The organism is Pseudomonas sp. 313, assembly GCF_000316965.1.
Taxonomy (GTDB): Bacteria; Pseudomonadota; Gammaproteobacteria; order Pseudomonadales; family Pseudomonadaceae; genus Chryseomonas; species Chryseomonas benzopyrenica.
The window spans coordinates 136273-161279 of record NZ_ANBZ01000067.1 but is presented as its reverse complement, the minus strand read 5'-3'; the positions used below and the strand labels follow the sequence as shown (position 1 = coordinate 161279).

Genomic DNA, 25007 nt, shown 5'->3' with positions numbered 1-25007 from the left:
AGAGGGCTGGACTGCCTCCAGGCTCCCGTTAGGTCACTGCAAAGGGCGGCGCTAGCGACAGTCGGGAGCTGGTTCGTCGACCGATGTGCCACTGGTTCAGCGGCATCCAGGTAACCGACCTGCTGACGGCACAGTCATGATCGAGCTGATGAGCGGCATCGCCTCGGCTGGCAATCCACCCATGGCTAATGCATCCGTCAGAAAAGAAAAACCCTCTCAGGCTGCATGCCTGAGAGGGTTTGTTCAGTAAGATCCGGGTAGTGGATCAGACGTTGAAGCGGAAGTGCATGACATCACCGTCCTTGACGATGTAGTCCTTGCCTTCCAGGCGCCACTTGCCGGCTTCCTTGGCGCCGTTCTCGCCCTTGAAGGCGATGAAGTCGTCATAGGCCACCACTTCGGCGCGGATGAAGCCCTTCTCGAAATCGGTGTGGATGGCCGCGGCCGACTGGGGCGCGGTGGCGCCGACGCGGACGGTCCAGGCGCGGACTTCCTTCACCCCGGCGGTGAAGTAGGTCTGCAGGTTGAGTAGTTCGTAGCCGGCGCGGATCACCCGGTTCAGGCCCGGCTCTTCCATGCCCATGGACTCGAGGAACATCTGCTTTTCCTCGTCGTCGTCCAGTTCGGCGATTTCCGCCTCGATCTTGTTGCACACCGGCACCACCACGGCGCCTTCTTCCTCGGCGATGGCGCGGACCACGTCCAGGTGCGGGTTGTTCTCGAAGCCGTCTTCGGCGACGTTGGCGATGTACATCACCGGCTTGCTGGTCAGCAGGTGGAAGCTGCGCACCAGGCGCTTCTGCTCCTCGTCCAGCCCCTTCATCAGGCTACGAGCAGGCTTGCCGGCCTCGAAGTGGGGAATCAGCTGTTCCAACAAGGCCTTTTGCGCCAGGGCTTCCTTGTCGCCGCCCTTGGCGTTGCGGGTGACGCGCTGCAGCTGCTTCTCGCAGCTGTCGAGGTCGGCGAAGATCAGCTCCAGGTCGATCACCTCGATGTCCCGCTTGGGATCCACCGAGTTCGACACGTGGATGACGTTCTCGTCTTCGAAGCAGCGCACCACATGGGCGATGGCATCGGTCTCGCGAATGTTGGCGAGAAACTTGTTGCCCAGGCCTTCACCCTTGGAGGCACCCGCCACCAGGCCGGCGATATCGACGAACTCCATGGTGGTGGGGATCACCCGCTCGGGCTTGACGATCTCCGCCAGGGCGTTCAGCCGCGCATCGGGCATGGGCACGATGCCGCTGTTGGGCTCGATGGTGCAGAAGGGGAAGTTTTCCGCCGCGATACCGGATTGGGTCAGGGCATTGAACAGGGTGGACTTGCCGACGTTGGGCAGGCCGACGATGCCGCAATTGAATCCCATGGTGTGTGTCCTCGCGGAAGAAAAGGAAGAGGGTAGGGTAGGTCAGGCTTTGCGGCTGTGCAGGCGTTGCATGGCCCGGGTCAGGTCGCCGGAGAGCAGCTCCGGTACCACTTCCAGGGCGGCGTCGATGCTGGTGTCGAGCAGCTCCTGCTCGCTGCGCGGGGCGCGACCCAGCACGAAGTTGGAGACCAGGCTGGCATGCCCCGGATGGCCGATGCCCAGACGTAGACGCTGGAAACCGTTCTGATTGCCGAGCTGGGCGATGATGTCGCGCAGTCCGTTGTGCCCCCCATGGCCGCCGCCGGTCTTGAGGCGGGCGGTGCCGGGTGGCAGGTCGAGTTCGTCATGGGCCACCAAAATGGCCGCCGGCGGGATGCGAAAAAAGCCGGCGAGTGCCGCCACGGCCTGGCCGCTGCGGTTCATATAGGTGGTGGGGATGAGTAGACGAACCTCGTTGCCCGCGTGGCGAAAGCGCCCCACGAGGCCATGATACTTGCGCTCGACAGCCAGGCTCGCACCTTGGGCAGCTGCCAGTCGCTCAACGAAAAGGGCCCCTGCATTATGCCGGGTCTGGTCGTATTCGGGGCCTGGATTACCCAGGCCGACGATCAGTTGAACGGCAGTCATGTCAGGAGCCCTTCTCTTCCAGGCGTGCGCGAACTTACTCGGCAGTGCCTTCTTCGGCAGCGCCGTCTGCAGCTTCTTCACGGATGCGCGGCAGGTGGATGCTGGCAACCGGCAGATCGCTGCCGTGGGCCAGGGACACCAGCTCGACGCCAGCCGGGACGTTCAGGTCGCTCAGGTGCACGATCTGGTCCAGCTCGACCTTGGCCATGTCGACTTCGATGAATTCCGGCAGGTCTTTCGGCAGGCAGGAGACTTCGACTTCGTTGATGGTGTGCAGGATCTCGCCACCCTGTTGCTTCACGCCCACGGAGGTTTCCTGGTTCATGAAGTGCAGGGGCACGTGAGCGGTCAGCTTCTGACCGGCGATGACGCGCAGGAAGTCGGCGTGCATGACGTAGCCCTTGGAGGGATGACGCTGCAGGGCCTTGACCAGCACGCTTTCGTTGCTGCCATCAACCTTCAGGGTGATGACGCTGGCGAAGGCGGCTTCGCTTTCCAGCATCTTGGCCAGGTCTTTGCCGACCAGGGTGATGGACGTCGGAGCCTTGTCGCCACCGTAGATCACGGCGGGAACGTTACCGGCATTACGACGCAGGCGGCGGCTCGCACCTTTCCCCAGGTCGGAACGCACTTCGGCATTCAGAGTGAAATCAGACATTGTGAATCTCCAGGATAAGGAATCGGCAGACCGGGACTTGCGACCAGTTCCACGGCCCTACCGACTAAAAAGCCCCGGTAGACCGTCACGGCCTTCCGGGGCGCTTCCAGAGCGGCTGTTCCTTAACGGAACATCGCGCTGATGGATTCTTCGTTACTGATCCGGCGTACCGCCTCGGCCACCACCGGCGCGATGTCCAGTTGGCGGATACGGCTGCAGGCCTGAGCCGCGGCGGACAGCGGAATGGTGTTGGTCACCACCAGCTCGTCCAGCACGGAGTTGTCGATGTTCTCTATGGCGCGACCCGACAGCACCGGGTGGGTGCAGTAGGCCAGGACCTTGGCGGCGCCGTGTTCCTTCAGCGCCTTGGCCGCATGGCACAGGGTGCCGGCGGTATCGACCATGTCGTCGACCAGCACGCAGGTGCGGTCCTGGATGTCACCGATGATGTGCATCACTTCCGACTGGTTGGCCTTGGGCCGGCGCTTGTCGATGATCGCCAGGTCCACACCCAGGCTCTTGGCCACGGCACGCGCACGCACCACGCCGCCGATGTCCGGGGAGACGATCATCAGATTTTCGAAACGCTGGTCTTCGATGTCATCCACCAGGGCGGGGGAGCCGTAGATGTTGTCCACGGGAATATCGAAGAAGCCTTGGATCTGGTCGGCGTGCAGGTCGACGGTGAGCACGCGATTGATGCCCACCACGGTCAGCATGTCGGCCACGACCTTGGCGCTGATGGCGACCCGCGCGGAACGCGGACGGCGATCCTGGCGCGCATAGCCGAAATAGGGGATGACTGCGGTGATACGAGTCGCCGAGGAGCGGCGGAAGGCATCGGCCATCACCACCAGTTCCATCAGGTTGTCGTTGGTCGGCTCGCAGGTAGGCTGGATGATGAAGACATCCTTGCCCCGTACGTTCTCGTTGATTTCGACGCTGATCTCGCCATCGGAGAATTTTCCGACGGAGACGTCACCGAGAGGGATGTGCAGCTGGCGCACGATGCGCCGTGCCAGATCGGGGTTGGCGTTCCCCGTGAAGACCATCATCTTGGACACGCTGCAGTTCCTGCGGCTTGAGGTGGGTCTTGGAAGGAAAATGGCAGGGGCGGCTGGATTCGAACCAACGCATGGCAGGATCAAAACCTGCTGCCTTACCGCTTGGCGACGCCCCTGTATCTTGCAGAGTACTAGCTGTACTCATTCTCTGGTCAGGCTTGCCAGCGCCCGGTGCAACATGGAAGTGTTGCTGCCTTTGGCTACGAAGCCTGGAAGTGATGCTGGTAGCTGGCTAGCTACTGTATCAGCTTCGGTCTTATTTGGAAAGCTTCCAAATATGCAACCTCCAGTGCCGGTTAATCTAGCTGAAACAAATTTGTTTAGCAAGATCAAAGCGTTACGAATTTCTGGGTAACGCCTTTCGACCGTACTCTGGCAGTCGTTTCGACCTGACCACTTGAGAACGGCGCAAACTTTAATGGCGGGAGTGTCCCGTGTCAACAGCGGATCTGAAAAAATTTCTGCTGTACTTACAGAGACTTGCGGCACCGCCACGAGATACCAGGGTTCCGGCGGCGCGACGGGGGTGAGCTTTTCCCCCACGCCCTCGGCAAAGGCGGCCTGGCCGCGGACGAATACCGGCACGTCAGCGCCCAGGCGCAGCCCCAGTGCCGCCAGGTCGTCGAGGCTGGCGCCCAGGCCCCAGAGATGATTCAGACCGAGCAGGGTGGTGGCGGCATCCGAGCTGCCGCCACCGATGCCGCCACCCATGGGCAGGCGCTTGGTCAGCCAGAGGTCAGCGCCCTGGCGGGTACCGCTTGCTTCCTGCAGCAGGCGAGCGGCGCGCAGGATGAGATTCTGTTCGGGGGCGACGCCCGGCAGGCCATCGTGCAGGTGTAGTTCGCCGTCATCGCGCCCGGCGAAGCCCAGGTCATCGCCCCAGTCGAGAAACTGAAACAGCGTCTGCAGTTCGTGATAGCCGTCCGGGCGGCGACCAAGGATGTGCAGGAACAGATTGAGCTTGGCCGGCGCCGGCAGGGTGAAGGCGGGCGCCGGGGTCATTTGCCCAGCTCGCGCGGCTGCCAGGTCTTCACCACCAGGATGACTTCCAGGTCCTTGCCGGTGAGCTTGAGGCGCTCGGGCAGGGTGTAGCCGTTCTGCTCGGTGTAGCGGGTGTATTCGACGGTCCAGCCGTCCTGCACCAGGCGCGCCAGGTGGCTGTCGGCGTCCAGGGTCAGCTGGCTGCGACTGTCCGGCGCCGGCAGGCCGCGCACCCACCAGAGCAGGTGCGAGACCGGCAGGCGCCAGCCGAGTTGCTGTTCCAACAAGGCTTCCGGGGAATCGGCCTGATAGCTGCCCTGGCCGGAGACGTCGAGGGTGACGGCGCCCGGACGCCCGGTGAGGCGAGTGGCGCCGCGGCCCAGGGGGCCGGCCAGGCGGATATCGTAGTAGTCCTGGCGCTGCAGCCAGAACAGGGTGCCGCTGCCGGAATCGCGCGGGGCGCGGATGCCGACCTTGCCGTCGATCTGCCAGCCGTCGAGGGCAGCGATACGTTTTTTATGCGCCTGCCATTGGGCGGCGTTGCCCTGGCCTTCCACGGCCTCCTGGCGAGAGGTGCTGGCGCAACCGGCCAGCAGGGCGAGCAGCAACAGGGTGAAGAGGGTACGGACGCGGATCATCGGAGGGTTTCGCTTCCAGTCAGGCGTTTGAGGGTACTGCGCAGGATGGCGTCATCGGCGTCGGCGTCGAGGCCCACGCGCCAGACCTTGCGCGCTTCGCTGCGCTTGCCCTGGGCCCAGAGCACCTCGCCCAGGTGGGCCGCCACTTCGGCATCGGGGAAGCGTTCGTAGGCCTGGCGCAGATATCGTTCGGCGTCGGCCAGCTGGCCCTGGCGATAGCGGATCCAGCCCATGCTGTCGAGGATGGCCGGATCGTCCGGGCTCAACTGGTGGGCCTTGTCGATCAGCTGGCGCGCCTCGGCCAGCCGCGGCGTGCGATCGGCCAGGGTGTAGCCGAGGGCGTTGAGCGCCATGGCGTTGTCGGGGTCGTGGGCGATGATGTAGCGCAGATCGCTTTCCAGCTGCCCGAGGTCGCCGCGCTTTTCCGCCAGCATGGAGCGGACATAGAGCAGGTTGAGGTCGTTGGGATACTGCTGCAGGGCCTGCTGCACGGTCTGGTCGGCGAGGGCGGTCTGGTCGGCACTGGCCAGGCCTTCGACTTCCAGCAGATAGAGCGGCACGGCGTATTCGCTCTGGCGCTTGCGCGCCTCGGCCAGGCGTTGACGGGCCTCGGCGATGCGGCCGCTGCCGAGCAGGATTTCCGCCTGACGCTGTTGGGCGGCCAGGTAGTCGGTGCCCGGGCCGACCTGGGCGTATTCGGCCAGCGCCTGTTCGGGCTGGTCGAGTTCTTCGTAGCTGCGGCCCAGGTTGAGGTGCGCGGCGTCAACGTGGCTGCCGCGGTCGATCAGTTCTTTCAGATAGATCTGGGCTTCGCGCCAGGCCTGGGCTTCCAGGCAGACCAGCGCCAGGGAGAATCTCAGGTCATCGTCGTCCGGGAACTGAGTGACCAGTTCGGCGAATTCACGCTTGGCCTGGTCCAGGCGATCCAGCTCCACCAGCAGCCGGGCATGGGCCAGGCGCAGGCGGCGGTCTTCCGGATGCTGACGGATGCCGGCTTCGAGCAGCGGCAGGGCCTCGGCGCTGCGGTCCTGGCTCTGCAGCAGGCGCGCGCGCAGGAGCAGGGGCGCGACTTCGCGCTTGGCCGCCGGATTGCGCTCCAGCAGTTTCAGCGCCTCGTCGGCGCGGCCGTCCTGTTGCAGCAGCAGGGCCTTGCCGAACAGCAACTGACCGTTGTGCGGATACTTGGCCAGCAGCCGATCGAAGCTCTTGAGCAGCCCGGCGCGGGTGGTCTCGTCGGTTTCCGCCGCGGATAGGGCGAGGAAGTCGAAATGGGTGTCGCCCTGGCCCTGGAGCACCCGCTCCATATAGGCCATGGACTCGTCATAGCGACCGGCGCGGGCCAGCATGATGGCGGCGGCGCGCTGGGCATCCAGGTTGTCGGGGGCGTTGCGCGCCCAGATCTGTGCGGTTTCCAGCGCCGGGGTATCGGCGCCCAGGTATTCGGCGATGCGGAAGGCGCGCTCGGCGATGCCCGGATCCTGGGTCGACTTGGCCTGTTCGACATAGTTGGTCAGGGCGATGTCGAATCGGTTGCGCTGGCCGGCCAACTCGCCGACCAGCAGGTCATAGAGGGTGTCTTCGCGAAAGGAACCGGCCGGTTGCGGCGTGCTGGTCTTGGCGGTGGGCGGCGGGATGGCGGCAGCGGGCGTCGGCTGGCGGCCGAGGTTTTGGCAGCCGGCGAGCAGCAGGGCGGTCGTCAGCAGCGCAAGGTATCTGGTCATAGGGTCGGGGCGGCCTTTTTACAGTCGGTCCATCATGCCACAAGAGTCGCCGTGGCCGCGTCGCGCATGCGCAGCGGCCGGCCGAAAGTGCGGTGGTCGAGGCTGTTGACGCCTTTTGCCCGGCAAGATTCATTCGCTCAGGCTATGACGGCGATTGTCCGACGTCTCGTCGCTGCTGGTTGTCGCCACCGCCCGCGCGTAGGACAATGTTCGGCTTTCCCAATCCGTTCGACTGCTTGCGTCCATGGCCTTTCTCGCGCTCGGCATCAATCACAAGACCGCCTCGGTTGAGGTGCGCGAACGCGTGGCTTTCACTCCGGAGCAGACGGTCGAGGCCCTGCGCCAGCTGGAGCAGGCCACCCACAGTCGCGAAGCGGCGATTCTGTCCACCTGCAATCGCAGCGAACTCTACCTGGAGCTGGAGCCCAGCCTGGCGGAAGCCGTGCTGGCCTGGCTCGCCCAGTACCACCGGGTACCCCTGGAAGACCTGCGCGCCAGCATCTATCTGCACCAGGACGAGGCCGCGGTCCGCCACATGATGCGGGTGGCCGCGGGGCTGGATTCCATGGTGCTGGGCGAGCCGCAGATCCTCGGCCAGCTCAAGTCGGCCTATGCCGTGGCGCGTGAGGCCGGCACCGTCGGTCCGCTGCTGGGCCGGCTGTTCCAGGCCACCTTCAATACCGCCAAGGCGGTGCGCACCGACACGGCGATCGGCGAGAACCCGGTATCCGTGGCCTTTGCCGCGGTCAGCCTGGCCAAGCAGATCTTCAGCGACCTCAGCCGCAGCCAGGCGCTGCTGATCGGCGCCGGCGAGACCATCACCCTGGTCGCCCGCCATCTCCATGAGCAGGGCGTGCGGCGCATCGTCGTCGCCAACCGCACCCTGGAGCGCGCCAGTCACCTGGCGGAAGAATTCGGCGCCCATACCGTGCTGTTGGCCGACATTCCCGACGAGCTGGTCAACAGCGACATCGTCATCAGTTCCACCGCCAGCCAGTTGCCCATCCTCGGCAAGGGCGCGGTGGAGCGGGCGCTCAAGCAGCGCCGGCACAAGCCCATCTTCATGGTCGATATCGCCGTGCCGCGCGACATCGAACCGGAGGTGAGCGAGCTGGAAGACGTCTACCTCTATACAGTGGACGACCTGCACGAGGTGGTGGCGGAAAACCTCAAGAGTCGCCAGGGCGCCGCCCAGGCCGCCGAAAAGCTGGTGCTGGCCGGGGTCGAGGACTTCATGCAGCGGCTGCGCGAGCGCGCTGCGGTGGATGTGGTCCGCGCCTATCGCCAGCAGGGCGAGCAGATCCGCGACGACGAACTGGCTCGCGCCCAGCGCCAGCTGGCCAATGGCGCTGATCCCCAGGAAGCCCTGGCCGCCCTGGCGCGCAGCCTCACCAACAAGCTGATGCACGCACCGAGCGTACAGCTCAAGAAACTATCCGCCGAGGGGCGCATCGATGCGCTGACCCTGGCTCAGGAACTCTTCGCCCTCGACGAGGGTTTGGACAAGACATGAAGACCTCTCTGTTGCACAAGCTCGACGGTCTGCAGGACCGCTTCGAGGAGCTGACCGCGCTGTTGGGCGACGCCGAAGTCATCAGCGACCAGACCCAGTTCCGCGCCTATTCCAAGGAATACGCCGAGCTCGAGCCGGTCAGCCAGGCGTTCACCGAATACCGCAAGGTGCAGGCCGACCTGGAGGGCGCCCAGGCGCTGCTCAAGGACAGCGATCCGGATCTGCGCGAGATGGCCGAGGAAGAGGTCGCCAGCGCCAAGGCGCGGTTGCAGGAGCTGGAAGACGAGCTGCAGCGCATGATGCTGCCGCGCGATCCCAACGACGGCCGCAACGTCTTCCTGGAAATCCGCGCCGGTACCGGTGGCGACGAGGCGGCGATCTTCGCCGGTGACCTGTTCCGCATGTACTCGCGCTACGCCGAGCGCCAGGGCTGGCGCCTAGAGGTGCTCTCGGAGAACGAAGGCGAGCACGGCGGCTTCAAGGAAGTCATCGCCCGGGTCGAGGGCGACAACGTCTACGCCAAGCTCAAGTTCGAATCCGGTGCGCACCGGGTGCAGCGGGTCCCGGAGACCGAGTCCCAGGGCCGCATCCATACCTCGGCCTGCACCGTGGCGGTGCTGCCCGAGCCTGACGAGCAGCAGGCCATCGAGATCAATCCGGCCGATCTGCGCGTCGACACCTATCGCTCCTCGGGCGCGGGCGGTCAGCACGTCAACAAAACCGACTCCGCGGTGCGCATCACCCACCTGCCCACCGGCATCGTGGTGGAGTGCCAGGAAGAGCGCTCCCAGCACAAGAACCGCGCCAAGGCCATGGCCTGGCTGTCGGCCAAGCTCAACGACCAGCAGGATGCGGCGGCGCACAAGGAAATGTCCGACACCCGCCGGCTGCTGGTGGGTTCGGGTGATCGCTCCGAGCGCATCCGCACCTACAACTTTCCCCAGGGCCGGGTGACCGATCACCGCATCAACCTGACCCTCTATTCCCTGGGCGAGGTGGTCAACGGTGACGTCCAGCAGATCATCGACCCGCTGCTGCAGGAATACCAGGCTGACCAGCTGGCAGCGCTGGGAGACTGAAGCATGGCCACCATCGGCGCCCTGTTGCGCGAAAGCCAGTTGCCGGATTCGCCCAGCGCTCGTCTCGACGTGGAACTGCTGCTGGCCGCCGCTCTGGACAAGCCGCGCAGCTACCTGCGCACCTGGCCGGAAAAACTGGTGCCACGCGAGGCCCTGGCACGTTTCCAGGCCGATCTCGAGCGGCGCCGGCAGGGCGAGCCGGTGGCCTACATTCTTGGGCAGCAAGGCTTCTGGTCGCTGGACCTGGAAGTGAGCGCCGACACCCTGATCCCGCGGCCCGACACCGAGGTGCTGGTGGAAACCGCCCTGGCGCTGCCGCTGGCCGACGAGGTGCGGGTACTGGATCTGGGCACGGGTACCGGCGCCATCGCCCTGGCCCTGGCCCATGAACGGCCACGCTGGCAGGTCAGCGGCGTGGATCGCATCCCGGCGGCGGTGGCGCTGGCCCAGCGCAATGCCCAGCGCCTGCGCCTGGGCAACGTCACCTTTCAGCCCAGTCACTGGTTCGCCGCCCTCGCCGGGCAGCGCTTCGAGCTGATCGTCAGCAATCCCCCCTATATCGCCGGCAGCGATCGCCATCTCGACGAGGGCGATGTGCGCTTCGAGCCACGCAGCGCCCTGGTGGCCGGGGCCGATGGCCTGGACGACATCCGCGAGCTGATCGGGGCGGCGCCCGCGCACCTGCAGCCGGGGGGCTGGCTGTGGCTGGAACACGGCTTCGACCAGGCCGCCGCGGTGCGCGAACTGCTGGTCCGCCAGGGTTTCGCCGAGGTCGAGAGTCGCCAGGACCTGGGCGGTCACGCGCGTATCAGTGGAGGCCGCTGGCCATGCTGAGCGACGGCGAACTGCTGCGCTACAGCCGGCAGATCCTGCTGGCCCAGGTGGATATCGCCGGCCAGCTGCGGCTGAAGGACGCCAAGGTGCTCATCGTCGGCCTCGGTGGGCTGGGTTCGCCGGTGGCGCTCTATCTGGCCGCGGCCGGCGTCGGCGAATTGCACCTGGCCGATTTCGACCGGGTCGACCTGAGCAATCTGCAGCGCCAGGTGCTGCACGACGAGAGTCGCATCGGCCAGGGCAAGGTGGATTCCGCCCTGCAACGCCTGGCAACGCTCAATCCTGAGGTACGCCTGGTGCCGTGGCGCGAGGCGCTGGACGCCGACAGTCTGGCGGCGCGCGTCGCCGCGGTGGATCTGGTGCTGGACTGCTCGGACAACTTCACCACCCGGGCGGCGGTGAATGCCGCCTGCGTGGCCCAGGGGCGGCCGCTGGTGAGTGGCGCCGCCATTCGCCTGGAGGGCCAGCTCAGCGTCTTCGACCCGCGCCGCGCCGACAGTCCCTGCTACCACTGCCTCTATGGCGAGGGCAGCGAGGCCGAACTCAGTTGCAGCGAAGCCGGGGTGCTGGGTCCGGTGGTGGGCCTGGTGGGCAGTCTGCAGGCGCTGGAAGCGCTCAAGCTCCTGGCCGGTTTCGGCGAGCCGCTGGTGGGTCGGCTGCTGCTGGTGGATGCGGCAGGCAGCCGCTTCCGTGAATTGCGGGTCAAGCGCGATCCGGGTTGCCCGGTGTGCGGCGCCCGCCATGGCTGACGAGGCGCCGATCGGGGTCTTCGACTCGGGCGTCGGCGGCTTGTCGGTGCTGGCCGAGATACGGCAGCTGTTGCCGGCGGAAACCCTGCATTACGTCGCCGACTGCGGGCATATCCCCTATGGCGAAAAGACCCCTGCCTTCATCCGCGAGCGCTGCCAGCTGATCGCGGCGCGGCTGCATGCCCAGGGTGCCAAGGCCCTGGTGGTGGCCTGTAACACCGCCACCGTGGCGGCGGTCGCTGATCTGCGCGAACGCTATCCCCAGTGGCCCATCGTCGGCATGGAGCCGGCGGTTAAGCCGGCGGCCGCGGCTACCCGCAATGGCCGGGTCGGGGTGCTGGCCACCACCGGTACCCTGCAGAGCGCCAAGTTCGCCGCCCTGCTGGACCGCTTCGCCCTGGGCGTCCAGGTGCTGACCCAGCCCTGCCCGGGGCTGGTGGAGCAGGTCGAGCGCGGCGACCTGCAAGGCCCCGAGACCCGGCGTCTGCTGCAGGGCTTTCTCGAACCGCTGTTGGCGGCGGAGTGCGACACCCTGATCCTGGGCTGCACCCATTATCCCTTCCTGCGGCCCCTGCTGGCCGAGCTGGTGCCGCCGGAAGTCATCCTGGTGGATACCGGCGCCGCCGTGGCGCGGCGCTTGCAAAGTCTGCTGGCGGTGGCTGGACGCCTGGCCAGCGGGCCGGCCGGCCCAACACGCATCTGGACCTCTGGCCCACCCACCGAGCTAGGCGCGGTGCTGCCGCAGCTCTGGCCGGCAGGGGCCGAGGTAAAGGCGTTCGTCTGACTTTTCTGCCCGGGTTTCGCTCGCCAAACGGTCGTCCAGCGACTAGCATCCGACCCTGTAGGTAAAAATGTCCAAGGCTGTGAACACCTTCACGTCTTGATGGTCAATGCTGGCAGTTCGTAAAAACTAGAAACATCCATAAGGGCACTTTCATGAACAACAAATTGCTTTCCCTTGCAGTGGCCGCCGCGCTTTCGCTGGGTGGCATGGCGTCGGCACAGGCTGTGGAAATCACCGGGGCAGTCGGAGCCACCAGCCAGAGCGGCATGACCTATCGCATCGGTGCCGGTTGGAATTGGGACAAGAGCTGGTGGCAGAGCTCTACCGGCCGCCTGACCGGTTACTGGGATGCGGGCTACACCTATTGGGAAGGCGACAACGGGCGCTCTTCCGATCAGCATTCGTTGTCCTTCGCCCCGGTATTCGTCTACGAATTCGGCCAGGGTCATGTGAAGCCCTTCGTCGAAGCCGGTATCGGCGTCGCGGTCTTCTCCAGCACCAAGGTTGGCGAGCAGGACCTGGGTTCGGCGTTCAACTTCGAAGACCGTATCGGCCTGGGCCTGAAGATCGGCGACACCCAGCGCGTCGGCATCCGTGCGACCCACTATTCCAACGCCGGCATCAAGCAGCCCAACGATGGCATCGAGTCCTATGCGCTGTTCTACAGCCACACCCTCTGATCCAGGGCTGATATGAAAAAAGCCGGATCTAGTCCGGCTTTTTCGTGTCCGTCTTGCGCGCCATGCCGCGGTAGGTGGCCAGCGCCCGCTGGCGACTTTCGCCAAGGTCCACCAGGGGGGTGAGGTAACGGCCCCCCGGGGTGTGCACGGCCTTGCCCTTGAGCTCGGCCAGTTCCGGTACCCAGGTGCGCACATAGTCGCCGCGGGCATCGATCTTGAGCGCCTGGGTGTGGGGATTGAACACCCGGAAATAGGGCACCGAGTCGGTACCGGTGGAGGCGCTCCACTGCCAGCCACCGTTGTTGGAAGCCAGGTCGCCATCGATGAGATGCTGCATGAACCAGCGCTCGCCTTCGCGCCAGTCGATCAGCAGGTTCTTGCAGAGGAACATGGCGGTCAGCATGCGCATGCGGTTGTGCATCCAGCCGGTCTGCAAGAGCTGGCGCATGGCGGCATCGATGAGGGGGATGCCGGTGCGCCCCTGTTGCCAGGCCGCCAGGCCCTCGGGGTCGTCGCGCCAGGGCAGGGCGGTCAGCTCCCGGTTGAACGGCTGGTGCCGCGATACCCAGGGATAGCCCACCAGCACGTGGCGATAGAATTCGCGCCAGAGCAACTCGGTGATCCAGGTGGCCGCGCCCTGCATACCGCCGCTGAGCAGGCCATCGTTGGCCCGAACCGCTGCCTGCAGGCACTGCCGCGGCGTCAGCACTCCCGCATTGAGATAGGCCGACAATTGGCTGGTACCGGGTTCTGAGGGGATGTCCCGCGCCTGATGATAATCGCCCAGATCCTCCTGGATGAAGGCTTCCAAGCGCTGCAGCGCCGCCTCTTCGCCGGCCGGCCACAGCCGTTGCACCTCGAGCGAGGGGGTGACGAAGCCCTCGACCGAGCTGGGCGACTCGTCGGCCTGGAGCGGGCCCTTCCGCTGCTTGCCGGGGGCAGGCAGGGGCGCTGGCAGACCGGTTTCCAGGCGCGCCAGGCAGGTCTTCTTGAATTGGCCGAAGACCTTGAAATAACCCCCGCTCTTGGTCAGTACCGTTCCCGGCGCGAACAGCGTCTGGTCCAGATAGCGATGGGCGGCCAGCCCTGCCGCATCGAAGGCCTCTGCCACGGCGTCATCGCGGGCGGCTTCGTTGACGCCGTATTCGTCGTTGAAGTGCAGGTGTTCGATGCCCAGTTCCCTGGCCAGGTCGAGCAACACCTGGGGTGCCTGCGCCCAGCGCTCGGCACTGCGGATCAGCAAGGGAATGCCGAGGGACCTGAGCGTCTTGCCCAGGGCGGCGAGATTGCGCAGCCAGAAGTCGACCTTGACCGCGGCCTCGTCGTGCGCCTGCCACTGGGCAGGACTCAGCAGGAACACGGCCACCACCGACCCCTGCTCGGCGGCGGCGTGGAGAGCGGGGTGATCTAAGGTGCGCAGGTCGGTACGAAACCAGACGAGCTGACTCATGCATGCCGATCCTGACGCAGGAGTCCGGCACTCTGCAGGCGATCGAAAGCCTCGCCTGGACTGCGCGCCGGGGCGGCGTCGGCGGTGAGGGATTCGCCCAGGGCACCCAGGGTCAGGCAGGGGCGTGCATGGCGATTGGCAAAGGTCTGCAGCTGGCGACGCAGCTCGATGTCGGGCCGGCTGTCGCGGCAGAGAACCAGCGCCCGCGGGTCGAGCTGCTCGACCAGGCGATCGAGATTAGCCGCGGGAATCGACCATTCCACCACTTCGACGGGACAGTCCGTGGCGCTGATCAGCCAGGCGCAGAGCCACAGCGAGACATTCATCGGCGTCTCGTCGAGATTGAGCAGTACCAGCGGCGCACCGCGCAGGCTGTGCTGACTGTGGTAGATCCGCGCGCCCAGCTTGCTGCGCAGCCAGGACTGGAAAAACACCTGTTGCAGGCGACCGTCGTCGGTGGCCTGGCTGAGTCGCTCCAGTTCCCGCAGCAACGGCCACAGCAACTGATCCAGCAGCACCCGCGGCGGATAGAGGGAGGCGGCGCGGTTGTAGGCCTCATCGAGAACACGCGAGGCGAGCCGGCCAATGGCGTCCATCATCTCTTGGTGGATGCCCTGCCAGGGCGTATCGCTGGGCACCGCTGCCGGTCGTTGGTCGTCGAGCAGGCCCTTGACCTGGCTGACCGCCACACCGCGGGCGATCCAGGCGAGGATCTGCTGCACCCGAACCACATGGGCCTCGCTGTACAGCCGGTGTCCCTTGGGGGTGCGCTTGGGGACCAGCAGGCCGTAACGCCGCTCCCAGGCCCTCAGGGTCACGGCGTTGACGCCGGTACGCCGGGCGATTTCCCGGATGGGCAGCCAGCCTTCGTGCAAGGCGGACTGATAATCCTGCTCCTCGCCATTCGACGGTGAGGGCAAGGGAATGACGCTAGATGGCATTTCGCAGACTCAGACGTTCGGGGTGCGGTTGGAGATAGGCCTGCTCGTTCACATAACGATCCGGATGCTGGCGGAAGTGGTGCTTGAGCAGCGTCAGGGGCACGACCAGGGGGACGATGCCCTCGTGGTACTGCTCGATCAGCTGCTGCATTTCCTGCTTCTCGCTGTCGCTCAGGACCCGGCGCAGATAACCGAAGAGATGATAGAGCACATTGCAGTGAGTACCACGGGTAGCGCACTTTTTCAGTGCAGCCATCAGGCCACTGAAATACTCCTGACCCAGCTCGTCCAGATTGCGCTGACCGATGCTGCCGACCAACTGCCCAAGGGCCCGTGCACGATGGGCATCGTGGGCCATGAGCTGGTACTTGTAGCGCGAATGATAGGACAGCAGCGCCCGCGCCGTCAGACCCTGTTGCAGCAGTTGCTGCCAATGGGCATGGGCGAAAACCCGGGTGACGAAGTTTTCCCGCAGTACCGCATCGTTCAGCCGACCGGCCTCTTCGACCGGCAGGTCCGGGCGTAGACGCATGATGGCGGCGGCGAACAGACCGCGGCCGTCGGTTTCACTGCCTTGGCCATTGGCGTGATAAACCTTGACCCTTTCCATGCCGCAAGAGGGCGACTTCTGCATGAAGATGAAGCCGGATAGGTCGGCGAGCTCGCCCGCCATCTTTTCCCCGTAGGCGGTCAGGGCGGCGGTCACGTCCAGGCTGGGATTCAAGGTGCCGACGGCACGCGGCGCCCGGGAATCGCCCACCAGGCGGATGGGTTCGCGCGGCGTACCGAGGCCGATGGCCATCTCCGGGCAGACCCGGACGAAATCGAAATGCTCGGCGAAGGTCTGGCTGCAGAGCCGGGATTCCTTATGTCCACCGTTGTAGCGGACTTCGTCACCCAGCAGGCAGGCACTGATGCCGAGGCGTGGACGGGGCAGGCTGGAAGAGGCGTTGGCAAGCATGGAGATCCCCTGTCGTGTATTTTCTTGTACAAGGATTTCTATTTTGTACAAGTTTGGTGAAACTTTCGACAGGGGGCTTCGGCAAAAGATTCGTCTCAGGTTACAGACGGTATGCGCTTCGTCGCTTAGTCCAGACTATCCAGGAGCTGCTGCGCGGCCTCATGACCACTCAACCAGGCACCTTCCACGCGTCCGCTGGAGCACCAGTCGCCACAGACGAAGACGCCCATGTCGGGATCGGCCAAGGCGCCCCATTGGTGGGGTTGCGCAGGTCGCGCATAGAGCCAGCGATAGGCCAGGGTAAAGCTCGGCGCCGGCAGCGGGCAACCGATCAACTCGGCGAAGGCGCCATGCAGGCGTTCGATCACCTCTTCCTTGGAGGCGTCGAGATGCGCCTTGCTCCAGGCGCTGGTGGCGTGCAGTACCCAGGTGTCCAGGGTGGTGTCGCGTTCGGGCTTGCAGCGATTGCGCGCCAGCCAGTCCAGTTCGCTGTCCTGCACGAAGCAGCCTTCCACCGGGGTTTGCAGGGGCGTGGCGAAGGCCAGGGCCACCGACCAGGTCGGCTCCATGCTGACGCCGGCCACGGTGGCCGCCAGCTTGGGCACGCTGGAGAGCAGCGCCGTGGCCTGAGGCGCCGGCATGGCGATGACGACTTGGGCGAAAGGCCCGTGGGTCTCGCCGCTGGCGTCCAGCAGGTGCCAGTGCTGGGCCCCGCGAAAGACCTCGGTGATACGGCAGTCGAAGGTGACCGGCAGGTCGCCCAACAGATGGCGGGTGATGGCGCTCATGCGCGGTACCCCGACCCAGCGTGGCTGCTCGTCTTGGGACGGACTCAGGCGCCCGTCGCGATACTGGTAGAGCACCGGATTCCATTCGGCCGCGCAACCGGCCCGCCGCCATTCGTTGAGGGCGTCGATGAAGCGGCGATCGCGAGCGGTGAAATACTGGGCGCCCAGGTCCAGGGCCCCGGCTTCACTTCTCTTGCTGGCCATGCGGCCGCCGCTGCCGCGGCTCTTGTCGAAGATCTGGACCTGCTGCCCGGCGCGAATCAGCGTCTGGGCTGCGGCAAGTCCGGCTATTCCTGCGCCAACGATGGCGATGGGGGCAGTCATGATGGACCTCGCTTGTCTGACGATTCGCCCTTGTCGAACGTTTGCGCGTGCAAGGGCTCTACGGCTACGACTGGCAACCGTTCTGGATCTTTCGACCCACGACCATACCAAACAATCCTCTTCCCTTCGTTCAGATGCATCCGGGCGGCAGGGCAATACGAGAAGGAAGTGACGACATGCATATCCTGCTGACAGGTGGCACCGGATTGATCGGCCGTGCGCTGTGCCGCCAATGGGCGGCCGCCGGGCACCAGCTCACCGTGCTCAGCCGCGACCCGGCACGGGTGGCGCGTGAGTGCGGACCCGGCGTGCGCGGCATCGCTCAATTGGAGGCGCTGGGCGACGAGCACCTGGATGCGGTGGTCAATCTGGCCGGCGCGCCCATAGCCGACAAGCCCTGGACCCGCAGTCGCAAGGCCGAACTCTGGCAGAGCCGCATCGGCACCACCGAGCGGTTGATGGAGTGGCTGCGTGGGCGCAGCCAGAAGCCCGCGGTACTGCTGTCGGGCTCGGCCACCGGCTTCTATGGCGACAGCGGCGAGAAGCCGGTGAGCGAAGCGGACAGCCTGGCCGGCGCCGACTTCGCCGGCGAGCTGTGCCTGGCCTGGGAGCAGATCGCCAACGAGGCCGAGCAACTGGGTATCCGCGTGGTCAACCTGCGCACCGGCCTGGTGCTGGCCGCCGACGACGGCTTCCTGCTGCGGTTGTTGCCGCCGTTCCGCTTCGGCCTGGGCGCGCGCCTGGGCAACGGACGCCAATGGATGCCCTGGATTCATTTACAGGATCAAATCGGGGCCATCGATTTTCTTCTCAACCGCAGCGACGCCCAGGGTCCTTATAATCTCTGTGCCCCCGAGCCAGTGCGCAACCGGGACTTCACCGAGGCGCTGGGACGGGCCTTGCGGCGCCCGGCGCGATTGCTGATTCCCGCCTTCGCCCTGCGCCTGATGGGAGAGCTGTCCATCCTCTTGCTGGGTGGTCAGCGCGCCCGGCCCGAGCGCCTGCTCGCTGCCGGCTATGTCTTTCGCTATCCCGAGCTGGATGCGGCCCTGGCCGACCTGCTCGCCGCCAAGGATTCACGATGACTACCAACGCTCTGCTGCTCGCCAACCTGGGTTCGCCCGATTCGCCCCACGTCCCCGACGTGAAGCGCTATCTGAACCAGTTCCTGATGGATCCCTATGTGGTCGATCTGCCCTGGCCACTGCGTCGGCTGCTGGTGTCCCTGGTGCTGATCAAGCGGCCCGCCGCCTCGGCCGAGGCCTATGAGTCGATCTGGTGGGACGATGGCTCACCGCTGATCGTGCTCAGCCGCCGGCTGCAGGAGGCCGTGCGGCCCCTCTGGCGCCATGGTCCGGTGGAGTTGTGCATGAGATACGGCGAGCCCTCGGTGGAGTCGGTGCTCAAGCGCCTGGCCAGCCAGGGCATCCGCGAGGTGACCTATGCGCCGCTCTATCCGCAATTCGCCGACAGCACCACCACCACCGCCATCGTCGAGGCGCGGCGGGTGATCGAGGCCCACCAGCTGCCACTGACGCTGAAGATCCTGCCGCCGTTCTACGATCGCCCGGAGTACCAGGCGGCGCTGGCGGCCAGCGTCGAGCCCTATCTCGAGGAGCCCTACGACCACCTGCTGCTGTCCTTCCACGGCCTGCCCGAGCGGCACATCCGCAAGCTGGTCAAGGATCGCAGCCACGACCTGCGCGCGCCCGACAGCAGCAAGGTCACCGCCAAGGCCCTGGCCGTCTGCTACCGCAGCCAATGCCAGCGCACCGCCGAACTGGTGACCAAGCGCCTGGGCATTCCCGCTGGCAAGTGGTCGGTGTCCTTCCAGTCGCGGCTGGGCAAGGACAAGTGGATTGAGCCCTACACCGAGGCACGGCTGGACGAGCTGGCCAAGGCCGGGGTCAAGCGCCTGCTGGTGATGTGCCCGGCCTTTGTCGCCGACTGCATCGAGACGCTGGAAGAGATCGGCGATCGCGGCCGCGAGCAGTTCATCGAAGCCGGTGGCCGGGAGCTGGTGCTGATTCCCTGCGTCAACGACGACCCGGCCTGGGCCCGGGCGCTGGTGGAGCTGTGCGAAGAGGTGGCGGAGCTGCCGCCGCAGCCCATTGAGCAGCCCAGGATGCCGGCGTAACGGCATCCTGAGCTGGCCGTCAGAGCAGCGGACGCTCTGGCGGTTCGGCATCCTTCTTCCAGGCGTTGTGCCCGGGCAGGACCAGGTTGAGGCCGATGGCGATCAGGCCGCAGAGGGAGATGCCCTTGAGGCCGATCTCGCCGTTGCCGAAGACGATGCCGCCGATGCCGAACACCAGGGTCACGGACACGATCACCAGGTTGCGCGCCTCGGACAGGTCCACCTGGTGGCGGATCAGGATGTTCAGGCCCACCACCGCGATGGAGCCGAACAGCAGGCAGAGGATGCCGCCCATGACCGGCACCGGGATGGTCTGCAGCGCTGCGCCGAACTTGCCGACGAACGCCAGCACCATGGCGAAGCCCGCCGCCCACAGCATGACCCGTGGATTGTGGTTCTTGGTCAGCATCACCGCGCCGGTCACCTCGGCGTAGGTGGTGTTGGGCGGCCCGCCGAACAGCCCGGCGGAGGAGGTGGCCAGGCCATCGCCCAGCAGGGTGCGGTGCAGACCGGGCTGCTTGAGGTAGTTCTTGCCGGTCACTCCGCCCACCGCGATCACCCCGCCGACATGCTCGATGGCCGGCGCCAGGGCCACCGGCACCATGAACAGGATGGCGCCCCAGTGGAATTCCGGCGCGACGAAGGCCGGGATCGCCAGCCAGGGCGCGGCGGCTATCCCCTCGGTATGGACGATGCCGAAGACGAAGGCCAGCGCGTAGCCGACGAAGACGCCCGCCAGAATGGGTACCAGGCGGAACATGCCCTTGCCGTAGATGGCCACCAGCAGGGTGGTGACCAGCGCCGGCATGGAGATCAGCATCGCCGTGGCATAGGGCACCAGCTGGGCGCTGCCGTCACCGGCCTTGCCCATGGCCATGTTGGCCGCCACCGGCGACAGACCGAGGCCGATGGAGATGATCACCGGGGCGATCACCACCGGCGGCAGCAGGCGGTCGATGAAGCCCACGCCGCGCACCTTCACCGCCAGGCCGAGGAAGGTGTAGACGAAGCCGGCCGCCACCACCCCGCCGAGCACCGCCGGCAGGCCGAATTCCGCCTTGGCGGCGATGATCGGGGCGATGAAGGCGAAGCTCGATGCCAGGAACACCGGTACCTGGCGGCCGGTGACCAGATGGAACAGCAGGGTGCCGAAGCCTGCGGTGAAGAGGGCCACATTGGGGTCCATGCCGGTGATCAGCGGCATCAGCACCAGCGCGCCAAAGGCCACGAAGAGCATCTGGGCGCCCACCACGATCTCCCGCCAGAGCGGTTCCCGCGCGGTCACGCTCAGGCGTCCTTCTGCTTGGTGCCGAAGATCTTGTCACCGGCATCGCCCAGCCCCGGCAGGATGTAGCCGTGCTCGTTGAGGCGCTCGTCGATGGAGGCGGTGTAGAGGCGCACGTCCGGATGGGCTTCCTCGACCGCGGCGATGCCTTCGGGCGCCGCCACCAGCACCAGGGCGCGAATTTCCTTGGCCCCGGCCTTCTTCAGCAGGTCGATGGTGGCGATCATGGAGCCGCCGGTGGCCAGCATGGGATCGATGATCATGGCCATCCGCTGGTCCAGTTCACCCACCAGCTTTTCCAGGTAGGTGTGGGCCTGCAGGGTGGATTCGTTGCGGGCGAGGCCGACCACGCTGACCCGGGCGCTGGGGATCAGGCTGAGCACGCCGTCGAGCATGCCGATGCCGGCGCGCAGGATGGGCACCACGGTGACCTTCTTGCCGGAGATCTTTTCCACCTTGACGGTGCCGCACCAGCCCTCGATGTCCACCTCTTCCACCGGCAGGTCTTTGGTCGCCTCGTAGGTGAGCAGGGCGCCGACTTCCTGGGCCAGTTCGCGAAAGTTCTTGGTGCTGATGTCGGCGCGCCGCATCAGGCCGAGCTTGTGACGGATGAGCGGATGGCGGATTTCGTGAACGGGCATGGGATTCTCCAGAGACGGTAGGGCAGCGGATCGAGGACGGTTTCGGTACGACCGGCGGCCCGAAGGCCTGCCGCAGGAAGGGCAGGCGCACAAAAAAACCGCGGTACATTAAAGCATCCGACCCGAGGTGGGCAGTACCCTGCGACAATAGTAGCCGCCTGGCGGCGCTTGAGATCGGTCCGCGGTGTCTGTACCTTTGCCGCCTTTTATCCGCGCCAACCATCAGGCCGGCGCCCCGTCCCCCGGAGAAGCCCCATGTCCGCCGATCTCGCCCACATCCGCCAGGTCATGCAGGAAGCCGATTGCCTGTATGACGAAGCCCAGGTCGAAGCGGCCATCGACCGGCTCGCCGCGTCCATCACCGCCGATCTCGCCGAGCGTAATCCGGTGGTCTTCTGCGTCATGAACGGCGGCTTGATCCTGACCGGCAAGCTGGCCACCCGGCTGAATTTCCCGCTGGAGATGTCCTATCTGCACGCTACCCGCTATCGCAACGAGACCACCGGCGGCGAGCTGTTCTGGAAGGCCAAGCCCGAGGTGTCCTTCATCGATCGCGACGTGCTGATCGTCGACGACATCTTCGACGAGGGCCACACCCTCAAGGCCATCATCGACTTCTGCCGCCACGCCGGCGCTCGCGAGGTCCATACCGCCGTGTTGATCGACAAGACCCACGACCGCAAGGTCAAGGGCCTGGAGGCCACCTACGTCGGCCTGCCCTGCATCGATCGCTACATCTTCGGCTACGGCATGGACTACAAGGGCTACTGGCGCAACGCACCCGGCATCTATGCCGTGAAGGGGCTGTGACCGCGCGGCTGTTCGATCAGGCGCTGTTCGCCGACCTGCTCCGGCAGGCGGCGGCCAGCCCGCGACGGCGCGCCCATCACAACCTGCACAGCATGGATGAGCCCTGCCATCGCCTGGTGGTGGGGATGTGCGAAGACAGCTACATACCGCCCCACCGCCATCTGGATCCGCGCAAGGCCGAGAGTCTGCTGGTGCTGCAGGGCCGGCTGGGGCTGCTGACCTTCAGCGACGAGGGGCAGGTGCTGGTGCGCCGCGAATTGTCCCAGCGCGCCGGTTGCCAGGGCGTCGATCTCGCTCCCAGGCACTACCATGCGCTGGTGGCCCTGGACGGCGACTGTCTGTTCTTCGAATGCAAGGCAGGGCCCTTCGTGCCGCTGGGCGAGGGTGAACGACCGGCCTGGGCCCCGCTGGAGGGTGCACCCGACGCCGAGCGCTATCGCAGCTGGATGCGCGCTCAATTCGATTGAACTTTCGACCAGGGTCGCGGTATCACCACGGTTTGTCACTGGCGGGCAGGCGAGGGGCAGGGTTAGAATCGGTCCTCCTTTTCTCCAAAGAATCCCCCAGCACAGGTAGCCAAAGGATGCGCAAGGATAAAAAGCAGGTCATCGGTGAAGCGATCAGCGACGAGCAGATCAGGCTGTTCCTCGATGTCGAACCGGCGGACGATACCCCCGCGTCTCTGCACAAGCTGGTCAAGGCCTATCGTGGCCTGCGTCCGGACGATTTCGAGCGCTTCGTCGGCTTCTTCGTCGAGGCCGGCTACGACCTGGATGCCCGCAACGACCAGGGCGAGGACTTCATCGAACTGATCCGCAGCCATCGTCAGGCCGAGCCCTATATTGACGCCCTGCGCGCCGCCCACGCCTAAATGGCCGCATAAAAAAACCCCGCCATGGCGGGGTTTCTTTTTGCCTGGTGAACGGGCCGCCTGAGCGGCCCGTCGGCCATCAGGCGTCGCGGTTGCGGGTCAGCAGCGCGGGCTTCTCGCTGCGGGGCCGGCTTGGCATCTCTTCCAGCTGCTCCAGGGTCGGCAGGCGATCGGCACGCGACGGCTTGTGCACGATCTTCGGCTGCGGCTTGTTCGACGCCCGCTCTTCCGTGGCATAGGCGCGTGGCTCGCTGGGCGCGGCTTCATAGGGCCGGGCGGCACGGGGCTGGCCGTTCTGACCACGACGCTTGCCGGGCTGCTGCTGTTGCTGGCTGCGCGGACCGCGGGCAGCGCCCTGGCCTTGACCCTGGCGGGGCTGGCCCTGGCCGCCGGTCGTGGCGGCGCGCGGCGCGTTGCCGCCGTTGCCACTACGCGGACCCTTGCGGCCCTTGCCCTGGTAGGGGCTCACGTAGTCGACGCTATTGCCGAAGTTGTCGTAGGCGTCATCCAGAAATTCTTCCGGATCACGATTGCGCGGCTGCTGCACAACGGCCTGGCCGGGTTGCGCATTGGCCTGACCGGCGTCATCGCGATCGCGGCGGTCGCGACGATTGCGGGAACGACCCTTGCGCTCGCCCTGGGGCTGGGCGCCGGACTGCTCGCTACCGGCGGCCTTGCCCTGGTTCTGGCCCTGATTCTGGCCTTTGCCTTCGCTGCGCGCCGGCTTGTCGGCCTTCTTCTGACGATTCTGCTGCGGCTTGCCACGGGGTTCGCGCGGGGCGCGCACTTCCGGCTGCTCGGGCGGCACGGACTGCGGATCGAAGCCCTGCATGTCGCCATCCGGAATGCTCTGCTTGGTCAGGCGCTCGATGGCCTTGAGCAGCTTCTCTTCGTCCGGCGCCACCAGCGAGATGGCTTCGCCACTGCGACCGGCCCGGCCGGTACGGCCGATGCGGTGCACATAGTCTTCCTCGACATTGGGCAGCTCGAAGTTGACCACGTGGGGCAACTGGTCGATGTCCAGGCCGCGGGCGGCGATGTCGGTGGCGACGAGGACGCGAACCTCGTTGCTCTTGAAGTCGGCCAGGGCCTTGGTGCGGGCATTCTGGCTCTTGTTGCCATGGATCGGCGCGGCCGGCAGGCCATGCTTGTTCAGGTACTCGGCGAGACGGTTGGCGCCGTGCTTGGTGCGGGTGAACACCAGCACCTGTTCCCAGGCACCCAGGGTGATCAGGTGGGCGAGCAGGGCGCGCTTCTGGTTGGCCGGAATGCGGAACAGCCGCTGTTCGATGCGCTCGACGGTGGTGTTCGGCGGGGTGACCTCGATCCGCTCGGGATCCTGCAGCAACTTGCCGGCGAGGTCGGTGATGTCCTTGGAGAAGGTGGCCGAGAACAGCAGATTCTGGCGCTGCGCCGGCAGGCGGGCCAGGACCTTCTTCACGTCATGGATGAAGCCCATGTCGAGCATGCGGTCGGCTTCGTCCAGCACCAACACCTCGACGGCGGACAGATCGACGCTTTGCTGGCCGGCGAGGTCCAGCAGCCGACCCGGGCAGGCGACGAGGACATCGACACCCTTGGCCAGGGCGGTGACCTGCGGCTTGAGGCCGACGCCACCGAAGACGCAGGCGCTGCGCATGGGCAGGTCGCGGGCATAGACCTTGAAGCTGTCGTGCACCTGAGCCGCCAGTTCGCGGGTCGGCGTCAGTACCAGCACGCGGGGCTGCTTGGCCACATAGTGGTGACCATCGGGATGACCGTTGGGGAACAGGCGCTCGAGCACCGGCAGCGCGAAGCCGCCGGTCTTGCCGGTGCCGGTCTGGGCAGCCACCATCAGATCGCGACCCTGCAGGACGGCCGGAATGGCGCGTTGCTGAACAGGCGTGGGATTCGTGTAGCCAGCGTCTTCCACGGCGCGGGCAAGGGCCTCGGAGAGACCGAGGGAAATGAAGGACATGCGGGGTTCCTGTCTCTGTCGGCGTCCCGCCGACGTGGGGGCGCGGTTGCGCTGCCGGTTGACGTCCGAAAGGTTTCGGACGTCTCGCCCACCCTCATCATCCTGCGCTGGATGAAGAGTCGGGCGATGACCGGTAGCGGTAATCACG

General features: G+C 66.0%; 25 protein-coding genes and 1 tRNA gene. 11 read left to right on the top strand and 15 right to left on the bottom strand.

The genetic code is table 11. The features are described 5' to 3' along the window. Positions 1 to 265 precede the first annotated feature (265 nt). From ychF to C722_RS0113965, 8 genes are all read right to left on the bottom strand, one after another. Positions 266 to 1366 carry a redox-regulated ATPase YchF gene (gene ychF / locus C722_RS0114000; RefSeq protein WP_017641092.1) on the bottom strand — a complete coding sequence of 367 codons (1101 nt, stop codon included), beginning with the start codon at positions 1364 to 1366 and terminating at the stop codon, positions 266 to 268. A gap of 42 nt (positions 1367 to 1408) precedes the next feature. After that, positions 1409 to 1993, bottom strand: coding sequence for an aminoacyl-tRNA hydrolase (gene pth / locus C722_RS0113995; RefSeq protein WP_017641091.1), 585 nt, complete (start codon positions 1991 to 1993; stop codon positions 1409 to 1411). 34 nt (positions 1994 to 2027) lie between these two features. Beyond that, on the bottom strand, positions 2028 to 2651 hold the full coding sequence (locus C722_RS0113990; protein WP_017641090.1) for a 50S ribosomal protein L25/general stress protein Ctc: 624 nt from the start codon (positions 2649 to 2651) through the stop codon (positions 2028 to 2030). 122 nt (positions 2652 to 2773) lie between these two features. Next, complete coding sequence (locus tag C722_RS0113985; protein ID WP_017641089.1) at positions 2774 to 3715, bottom strand: ribose-phosphate pyrophosphokinase; 942 nt, start codon at positions 3713 to 3715, stop codon at positions 2774 to 2776. A 41-nt stretch (positions 3716 to 3756) separates the two neighbouring features. Next, positions 3757 to 3831: transfer RNA gene (locus tag C722_RS0113980), tRNA-Gln, on the bottom strand. 25 nt (positions 3832 to 3856) lie between these two features. Further along, on the bottom strand, positions 3857 to 4717 hold the full coding sequence (gene ispE, locus C722_RS25815) for a 4-(cytidine 5'-diphospho)-2-C-methyl-D-erythritol kinase (RefSeq protein ID WP_081594587.1): 861 nt from the start codon (positions 4715 to 4717) through the stop codon (positions 3857 to 3859). Further along, complete coding sequence (lolB, locus tag C722_RS0113970; RefSeq protein ID WP_017641087.1) at positions 4714 to 5334, bottom strand: lipoprotein insertase outer membrane protein LolB; 621 nt, start codon at positions 5332 to 5334, stop codon at positions 4714 to 4716. Before lolB ends, ispE begins: the two co-directional genes overlap by 4 nt. Next, a complete protein-coding gene (locus tag C722_RS0113965) occupies positions 5331 to 7055 on the bottom strand; it encodes a tetratricopeptide repeat protein (RefSeq protein ID WP_017641086.1) in 1725 nt (574 codons plus the stop codon). Before C722_RS0113965 ends, lolB begins: the two co-directional genes overlap by 4 nt. A gap of 244 nt (positions 7056 to 7299) precedes the next feature. On the opposite strand from C722_RS0113965, the gene hemA reads away from it, so the two are divergent. The 6 genes from hemA to C722_RS0113935 all read left to right on the top strand — a co-directional run bounded on the left by hemA (position 7300) and on the right by C722_RS0113935 (position 12694). Next, positions 7300 to 8568, top strand: a complete 1269-nt coding sequence (gene hemA, locus C722_RS0113960; RefSeq protein ID WP_017641085.1) for a glutamyl-tRNA reductase — start codon at positions 7300 to 7302, stop codon at positions 8566 to 8568. Next, positions 8565 to 9647, top strand: a complete 1083-nt coding sequence (gene prfA / locus C722_RS0113955) for a peptide chain release factor 1 (RefSeq protein WP_017641084.1) — start codon at positions 8565 to 8567, stop codon at positions 9645 to 9647. The genes hemA and prfA overlap by 4 nt, the downstream gene beginning before the upstream one ends. Positions 9648 to 9650: 3 nt before the next feature. Beyond that, positions 9651 to 10481: a peptide chain release factor N(5)-glutamine methyltransferase gene (prmC, locus tag C722_RS0113950; RefSeq protein WP_017641083.1), complete on the top strand. Its 831-nt coding sequence runs from the start codon at positions 9651 to 9653 to the stop codon at positions 10479 to 10481. Beyond that, positions 10475 to 11230 carry a molybdopterin-synthase adenylyltransferase MoeB gene (locus C722_RS0113945; RefSeq protein ID WP_017641082.1) on the top strand — a complete coding sequence of 252 codons (756 nt, stop codon included), beginning with the start codon at positions 10475 to 10477 and terminating at the stop codon, positions 11228 to 11230. The genes prmC and C722_RS0113945 overlap by 7 nt, the downstream gene beginning before the upstream one ends. Continuing rightward, positions 11223 to 12014 carry a glutamate racemase gene (gene murI / locus C722_RS0113940; RefSeq protein ID WP_017641081.1) on the top strand — a complete coding sequence of 264 codons (792 nt, stop codon included), beginning with the start codon at positions 11223 to 11225 and terminating at the stop codon, positions 12012 to 12014. Before C722_RS0113945 ends, murI begins: the two co-directional genes overlap by 8 nt. A gap of 152 nt (positions 12015 to 12166) precedes the next feature. Beyond that, the gene (locus C722_RS0113935) at positions 12167 to 12694 is read left to right on the top strand and encodes an acyloxyacyl hydrolase (RefSeq protein WP_017641080.1); all 528 of its coding nucleotides are present in this window, start codon (positions 12167 to 12169) and stop codon (positions 12692 to 12694) included. 28 nt (positions 12695 to 12722) lie between these two features. Here C722_RS0113935 and C722_RS0113930 read toward each other — a convergent pair whose 3' ends face one another. The 4 genes from C722_RS0113930 to C722_RS0113915 form a co-directional block, all read right to left on the bottom strand. Further along, the gene (locus C722_RS0113930) at positions 12723 to 14144 is read right to left on the bottom strand and encodes a deoxyribodipyrimidine photo-lyase (protein ID WP_017641079.1); all 1422 of its coding nucleotides are present in this window, start codon (positions 14142 to 14144) and stop codon (positions 12723 to 12725) included. Continuing rightward, complete coding sequence (locus C722_RS0113925) at positions 14141 to 15064, bottom strand: MerR family transcriptional regulator (RefSeq protein ID WP_051226154.1); 924 nt, start codon at positions 15062 to 15064, stop codon at positions 14141 to 14143. The genes C722_RS0113930 and C722_RS0113925 overlap by 4 nt, the downstream gene beginning before the upstream one ends. Before the next feature lie 10 nt (positions 15065 to 15074). Continuing rightward, complete coding sequence (locus C722_RS0113920; protein ID WP_017641077.1) at positions 15075 to 16046, bottom strand: DUF523 and DUF1722 domain-containing protein; 972 nt, start codon at positions 16044 to 16046, stop codon at positions 15075 to 15077. A 125-nt stretch (positions 16047 to 16171) separates the two neighbouring features. After that, positions 16172 to 17269, bottom strand: a complete 1098-nt coding sequence (locus tag C722_RS0113915; protein ID WP_157225833.1) for an NAD(P)/FAD-dependent oxidoreductase — start codon at positions 17267 to 17269, stop codon at positions 16172 to 16174. 65 nt (positions 17270 to 17334) lie between these two features. Here C722_RS0113915 and C722_RS0113910 point away from each other — a divergent pair, with 65 nt between their 5' ends. Together C722_RS0113910 and C722_RS0113905 are read left to right on the top strand one after the other, a co-directional pair. Then, positions 17335 to 18243, top strand: a complete 909-nt coding sequence (locus C722_RS0113910) for a TIGR01777 family oxidoreductase (protein ID WP_017641075.1) — start codon at positions 17335 to 17337, stop codon at positions 18241 to 18243. Further along, a complete protein-coding gene (locus C722_RS0113905; RefSeq protein WP_017641074.1) occupies positions 18240 to 19295 on the top strand; it encodes a ferrochelatase in 1056 nt (351 codons plus the stop codon). The genes C722_RS0113910 and C722_RS0113905 overlap by 4 nt, the downstream gene beginning before the upstream one ends. Before the next feature lie 19 nt (positions 19296 to 19314). On the opposite strand, the gene C722_RS0113900 is transcribed toward C722_RS0113905, so the two are convergent. Beyond that, a complete protein-coding gene (locus C722_RS0113900; protein ID WP_017641073.1) occupies positions 19315 to 20580 on the bottom strand; it encodes a uracil-xanthine permease family protein in 1266 nt (421 codons plus the stop codon). A 2-nt stretch (positions 20581 to 20582) separates the two neighbouring features. Continuing rightward, a complete protein-coding gene (gene upp, locus C722_RS0113895; protein ID WP_017641072.1) occupies positions 20583 to 21221 on the bottom strand; it encodes a uracil phosphoribosyltransferase in 639 nt (212 codons plus the stop codon). Positions 21222 to 21476: 255 nt separating this feature from the next. On the opposite strand from upp, the gene C722_RS0113890 reads away from it, so the two are divergent. From C722_RS0113890 to C722_RS0113880, 3 genes are all read left to right on the top strand, one after another. Further along, positions 21477 to 22031 (top strand): hypoxanthine-guanine phosphoribosyltransferase, encoded by a 555-nt coding sequence (locus C722_RS0113890; protein ID WP_017641071.1) that lies wholly within the window; start codon positions 21477 to 21479, stop codon positions 22029 to 22031. Continuing rightward, complete coding sequence (locus C722_RS0113885; RefSeq protein ID WP_017641070.1) at positions 22028 to 22498, top strand: WbuC family cupin fold metalloprotein; 471 nt, start codon at positions 22028 to 22030, stop codon at positions 22496 to 22498. Before C722_RS0113890 ends, C722_RS0113885 begins: the two co-directional genes overlap by 4 nt. A gap of 116 nt (positions 22499 to 22614) precedes the next feature. Then, positions 22615 to 22902 carry a PA4642 family protein gene (locus C722_RS0113880; protein WP_017641069.1) on the top strand — a complete coding sequence of 96 codons (288 nt, stop codon included), beginning with the start codon at positions 22615 to 22617 and terminating at the stop codon, positions 22900 to 22902. 79 nt (positions 22903 to 22981) lie between these two features. On the opposite strand, the gene C722_RS0113875 is transcribed toward C722_RS0113880, so the two are convergent. Then, on the bottom strand, positions 22982 to 24859 hold the full coding sequence (locus tag C722_RS0113875; RefSeq protein WP_017641068.1) for a DEAD/DEAH box helicase: 1878 nt from the start codon (positions 24857 to 24859) through the stop codon (positions 22982 to 22984). Positions 24860 to 25007: the final 148 nt, after the last annotated feature.

Excerpts from the sequence above, each read along its gene's own strand:
- ychF (WP_017641092.1), bottom strand. The coding sequence starts at position 1,366 with ATGGGATTCAATTGCGGCATCGTCGGCCTGCCCAACGTCGGCAAGTCC.
- pth (WP_017641091.1), bottom strand. The coding sequence starts at position 1,993 with ATGACTGCCGTTCAACTGATCGTCGGCCTGGGTAATCCAGGCCCCGAA.
- C722_RS0113990 (WP_017641090.1), bottom strand. The coding sequence starts at position 2,651 with ATGTCTGATTTCACTCTGAATGCCGAAGTGCGTTCCGACCTGGGGAAA.
- ispE (WP_081594587.1), bottom strand. The coding sequence starts at position 4,717 with ATGACCCCGGCGCCCGCCTTCACCCTGCCGGCGCCGGCCAAGCTCAAT.
- lolB (WP_017641087.1), bottom strand. The coding sequence starts at position 5,334 with ATGATCCGCGTCCGTACCCTCTTCACCCTGTTGCTGCTCGCCCTGCTG.
- C722_RS0113965 (WP_017641086.1), bottom strand. The coding sequence starts at position 7,055 with ATGACCAGATACCTTGCGCTGCTGACGACCGCCCTGCTGCTCGCCGGC.
- hemA (WP_017641085.1), top strand. The coding sequence starts at position 7,300 with ATGGCCTTTCTCGCGCTCGGCATCAATCACAAGACCGCCTCGGTTGAG.
- prfA (WP_017641084.1), top strand. The coding sequence starts at position 8,565 with ATGAAGACCTCTCTGTTGCACAAGCTCGACGGTCTGCAGGACCGCTTC.
- prmC (WP_017641083.1), top strand. The coding sequence starts at position 9,651 with ATGGCCACCATCGGCGCCCTGTTGCGCGAAAGCCAGTTGCCGGATTCG.
- C722_RS0113945 (WP_017641082.1), top strand. The coding sequence starts at position 10,475 with ATGCTGAGCGACGGCGAACTGCTGCGCTACAGCCGGCAGATCCTGCTG.
- murI (WP_017641081.1), top strand. The coding sequence starts at position 11,223 with ATGGCTGACGAGGCGCCGATCGGGGTCTTCGACTCGGGCGTCGGCGGC.
- C722_RS0113935 (WP_017641080.1), top strand. The coding sequence starts at position 12,167 with ATGAACAACAAATTGCTTTCCCTTGCAGTGGCCGCCGCGCTTTCGCTG.
- C722_RS0113930 (WP_017641079.1), bottom strand. The coding sequence starts at position 14,144 with ATGAGTCAGCTCGTCTGGTTTCGTACCGACCTGCGCACCTTAGATCAC.
- C722_RS0113920 (WP_017641077.1), bottom strand. The coding sequence starts at position 16,046 with ATGCTTGCCAACGCCTCTTCCAGCCTGCCCCGTCCACGCCTCGGCATC.
- C722_RS0113910 (WP_017641075.1), top strand. The coding sequence starts at position 17,335 with ATGCATATCCTGCTGACAGGTGGCACCGGATTGATCGGCCGTGCGCTG.
- C722_RS0113905 (WP_017641074.1), top strand. The coding sequence starts at position 18,240 with ATGACTACCAACGCTCTGCTGCTCGCCAACCTGGGTTCGCCCGATTCG.
- upp (WP_017641072.1), bottom strand. The coding sequence starts at position 21,221 with ATGCCCGTTCACGAAATCCGCCATCCGCTCATCCGTCACAAGCTCGGC.
- C722_RS0113890 (WP_017641071.1), top strand. The coding sequence starts at position 21,477 with ATGTCCGCCGATCTCGCCCACATCCGCCAGGTCATGCAGGAAGCCGAT.
- C722_RS0113880 (WP_017641069.1), top strand. The coding sequence starts at position 22,615 with ATGCGCAAGGATAAAAAGCAGGTCATCGGTGAAGCGATCAGCGACGAG.
- C722_RS0113875 (WP_017641068.1), bottom strand. The coding sequence starts at position 24,859 with ATGTCCTTCATTTCCCTCGGTCTCTCCGAGGCCCTTGCCCGCGCCGTG.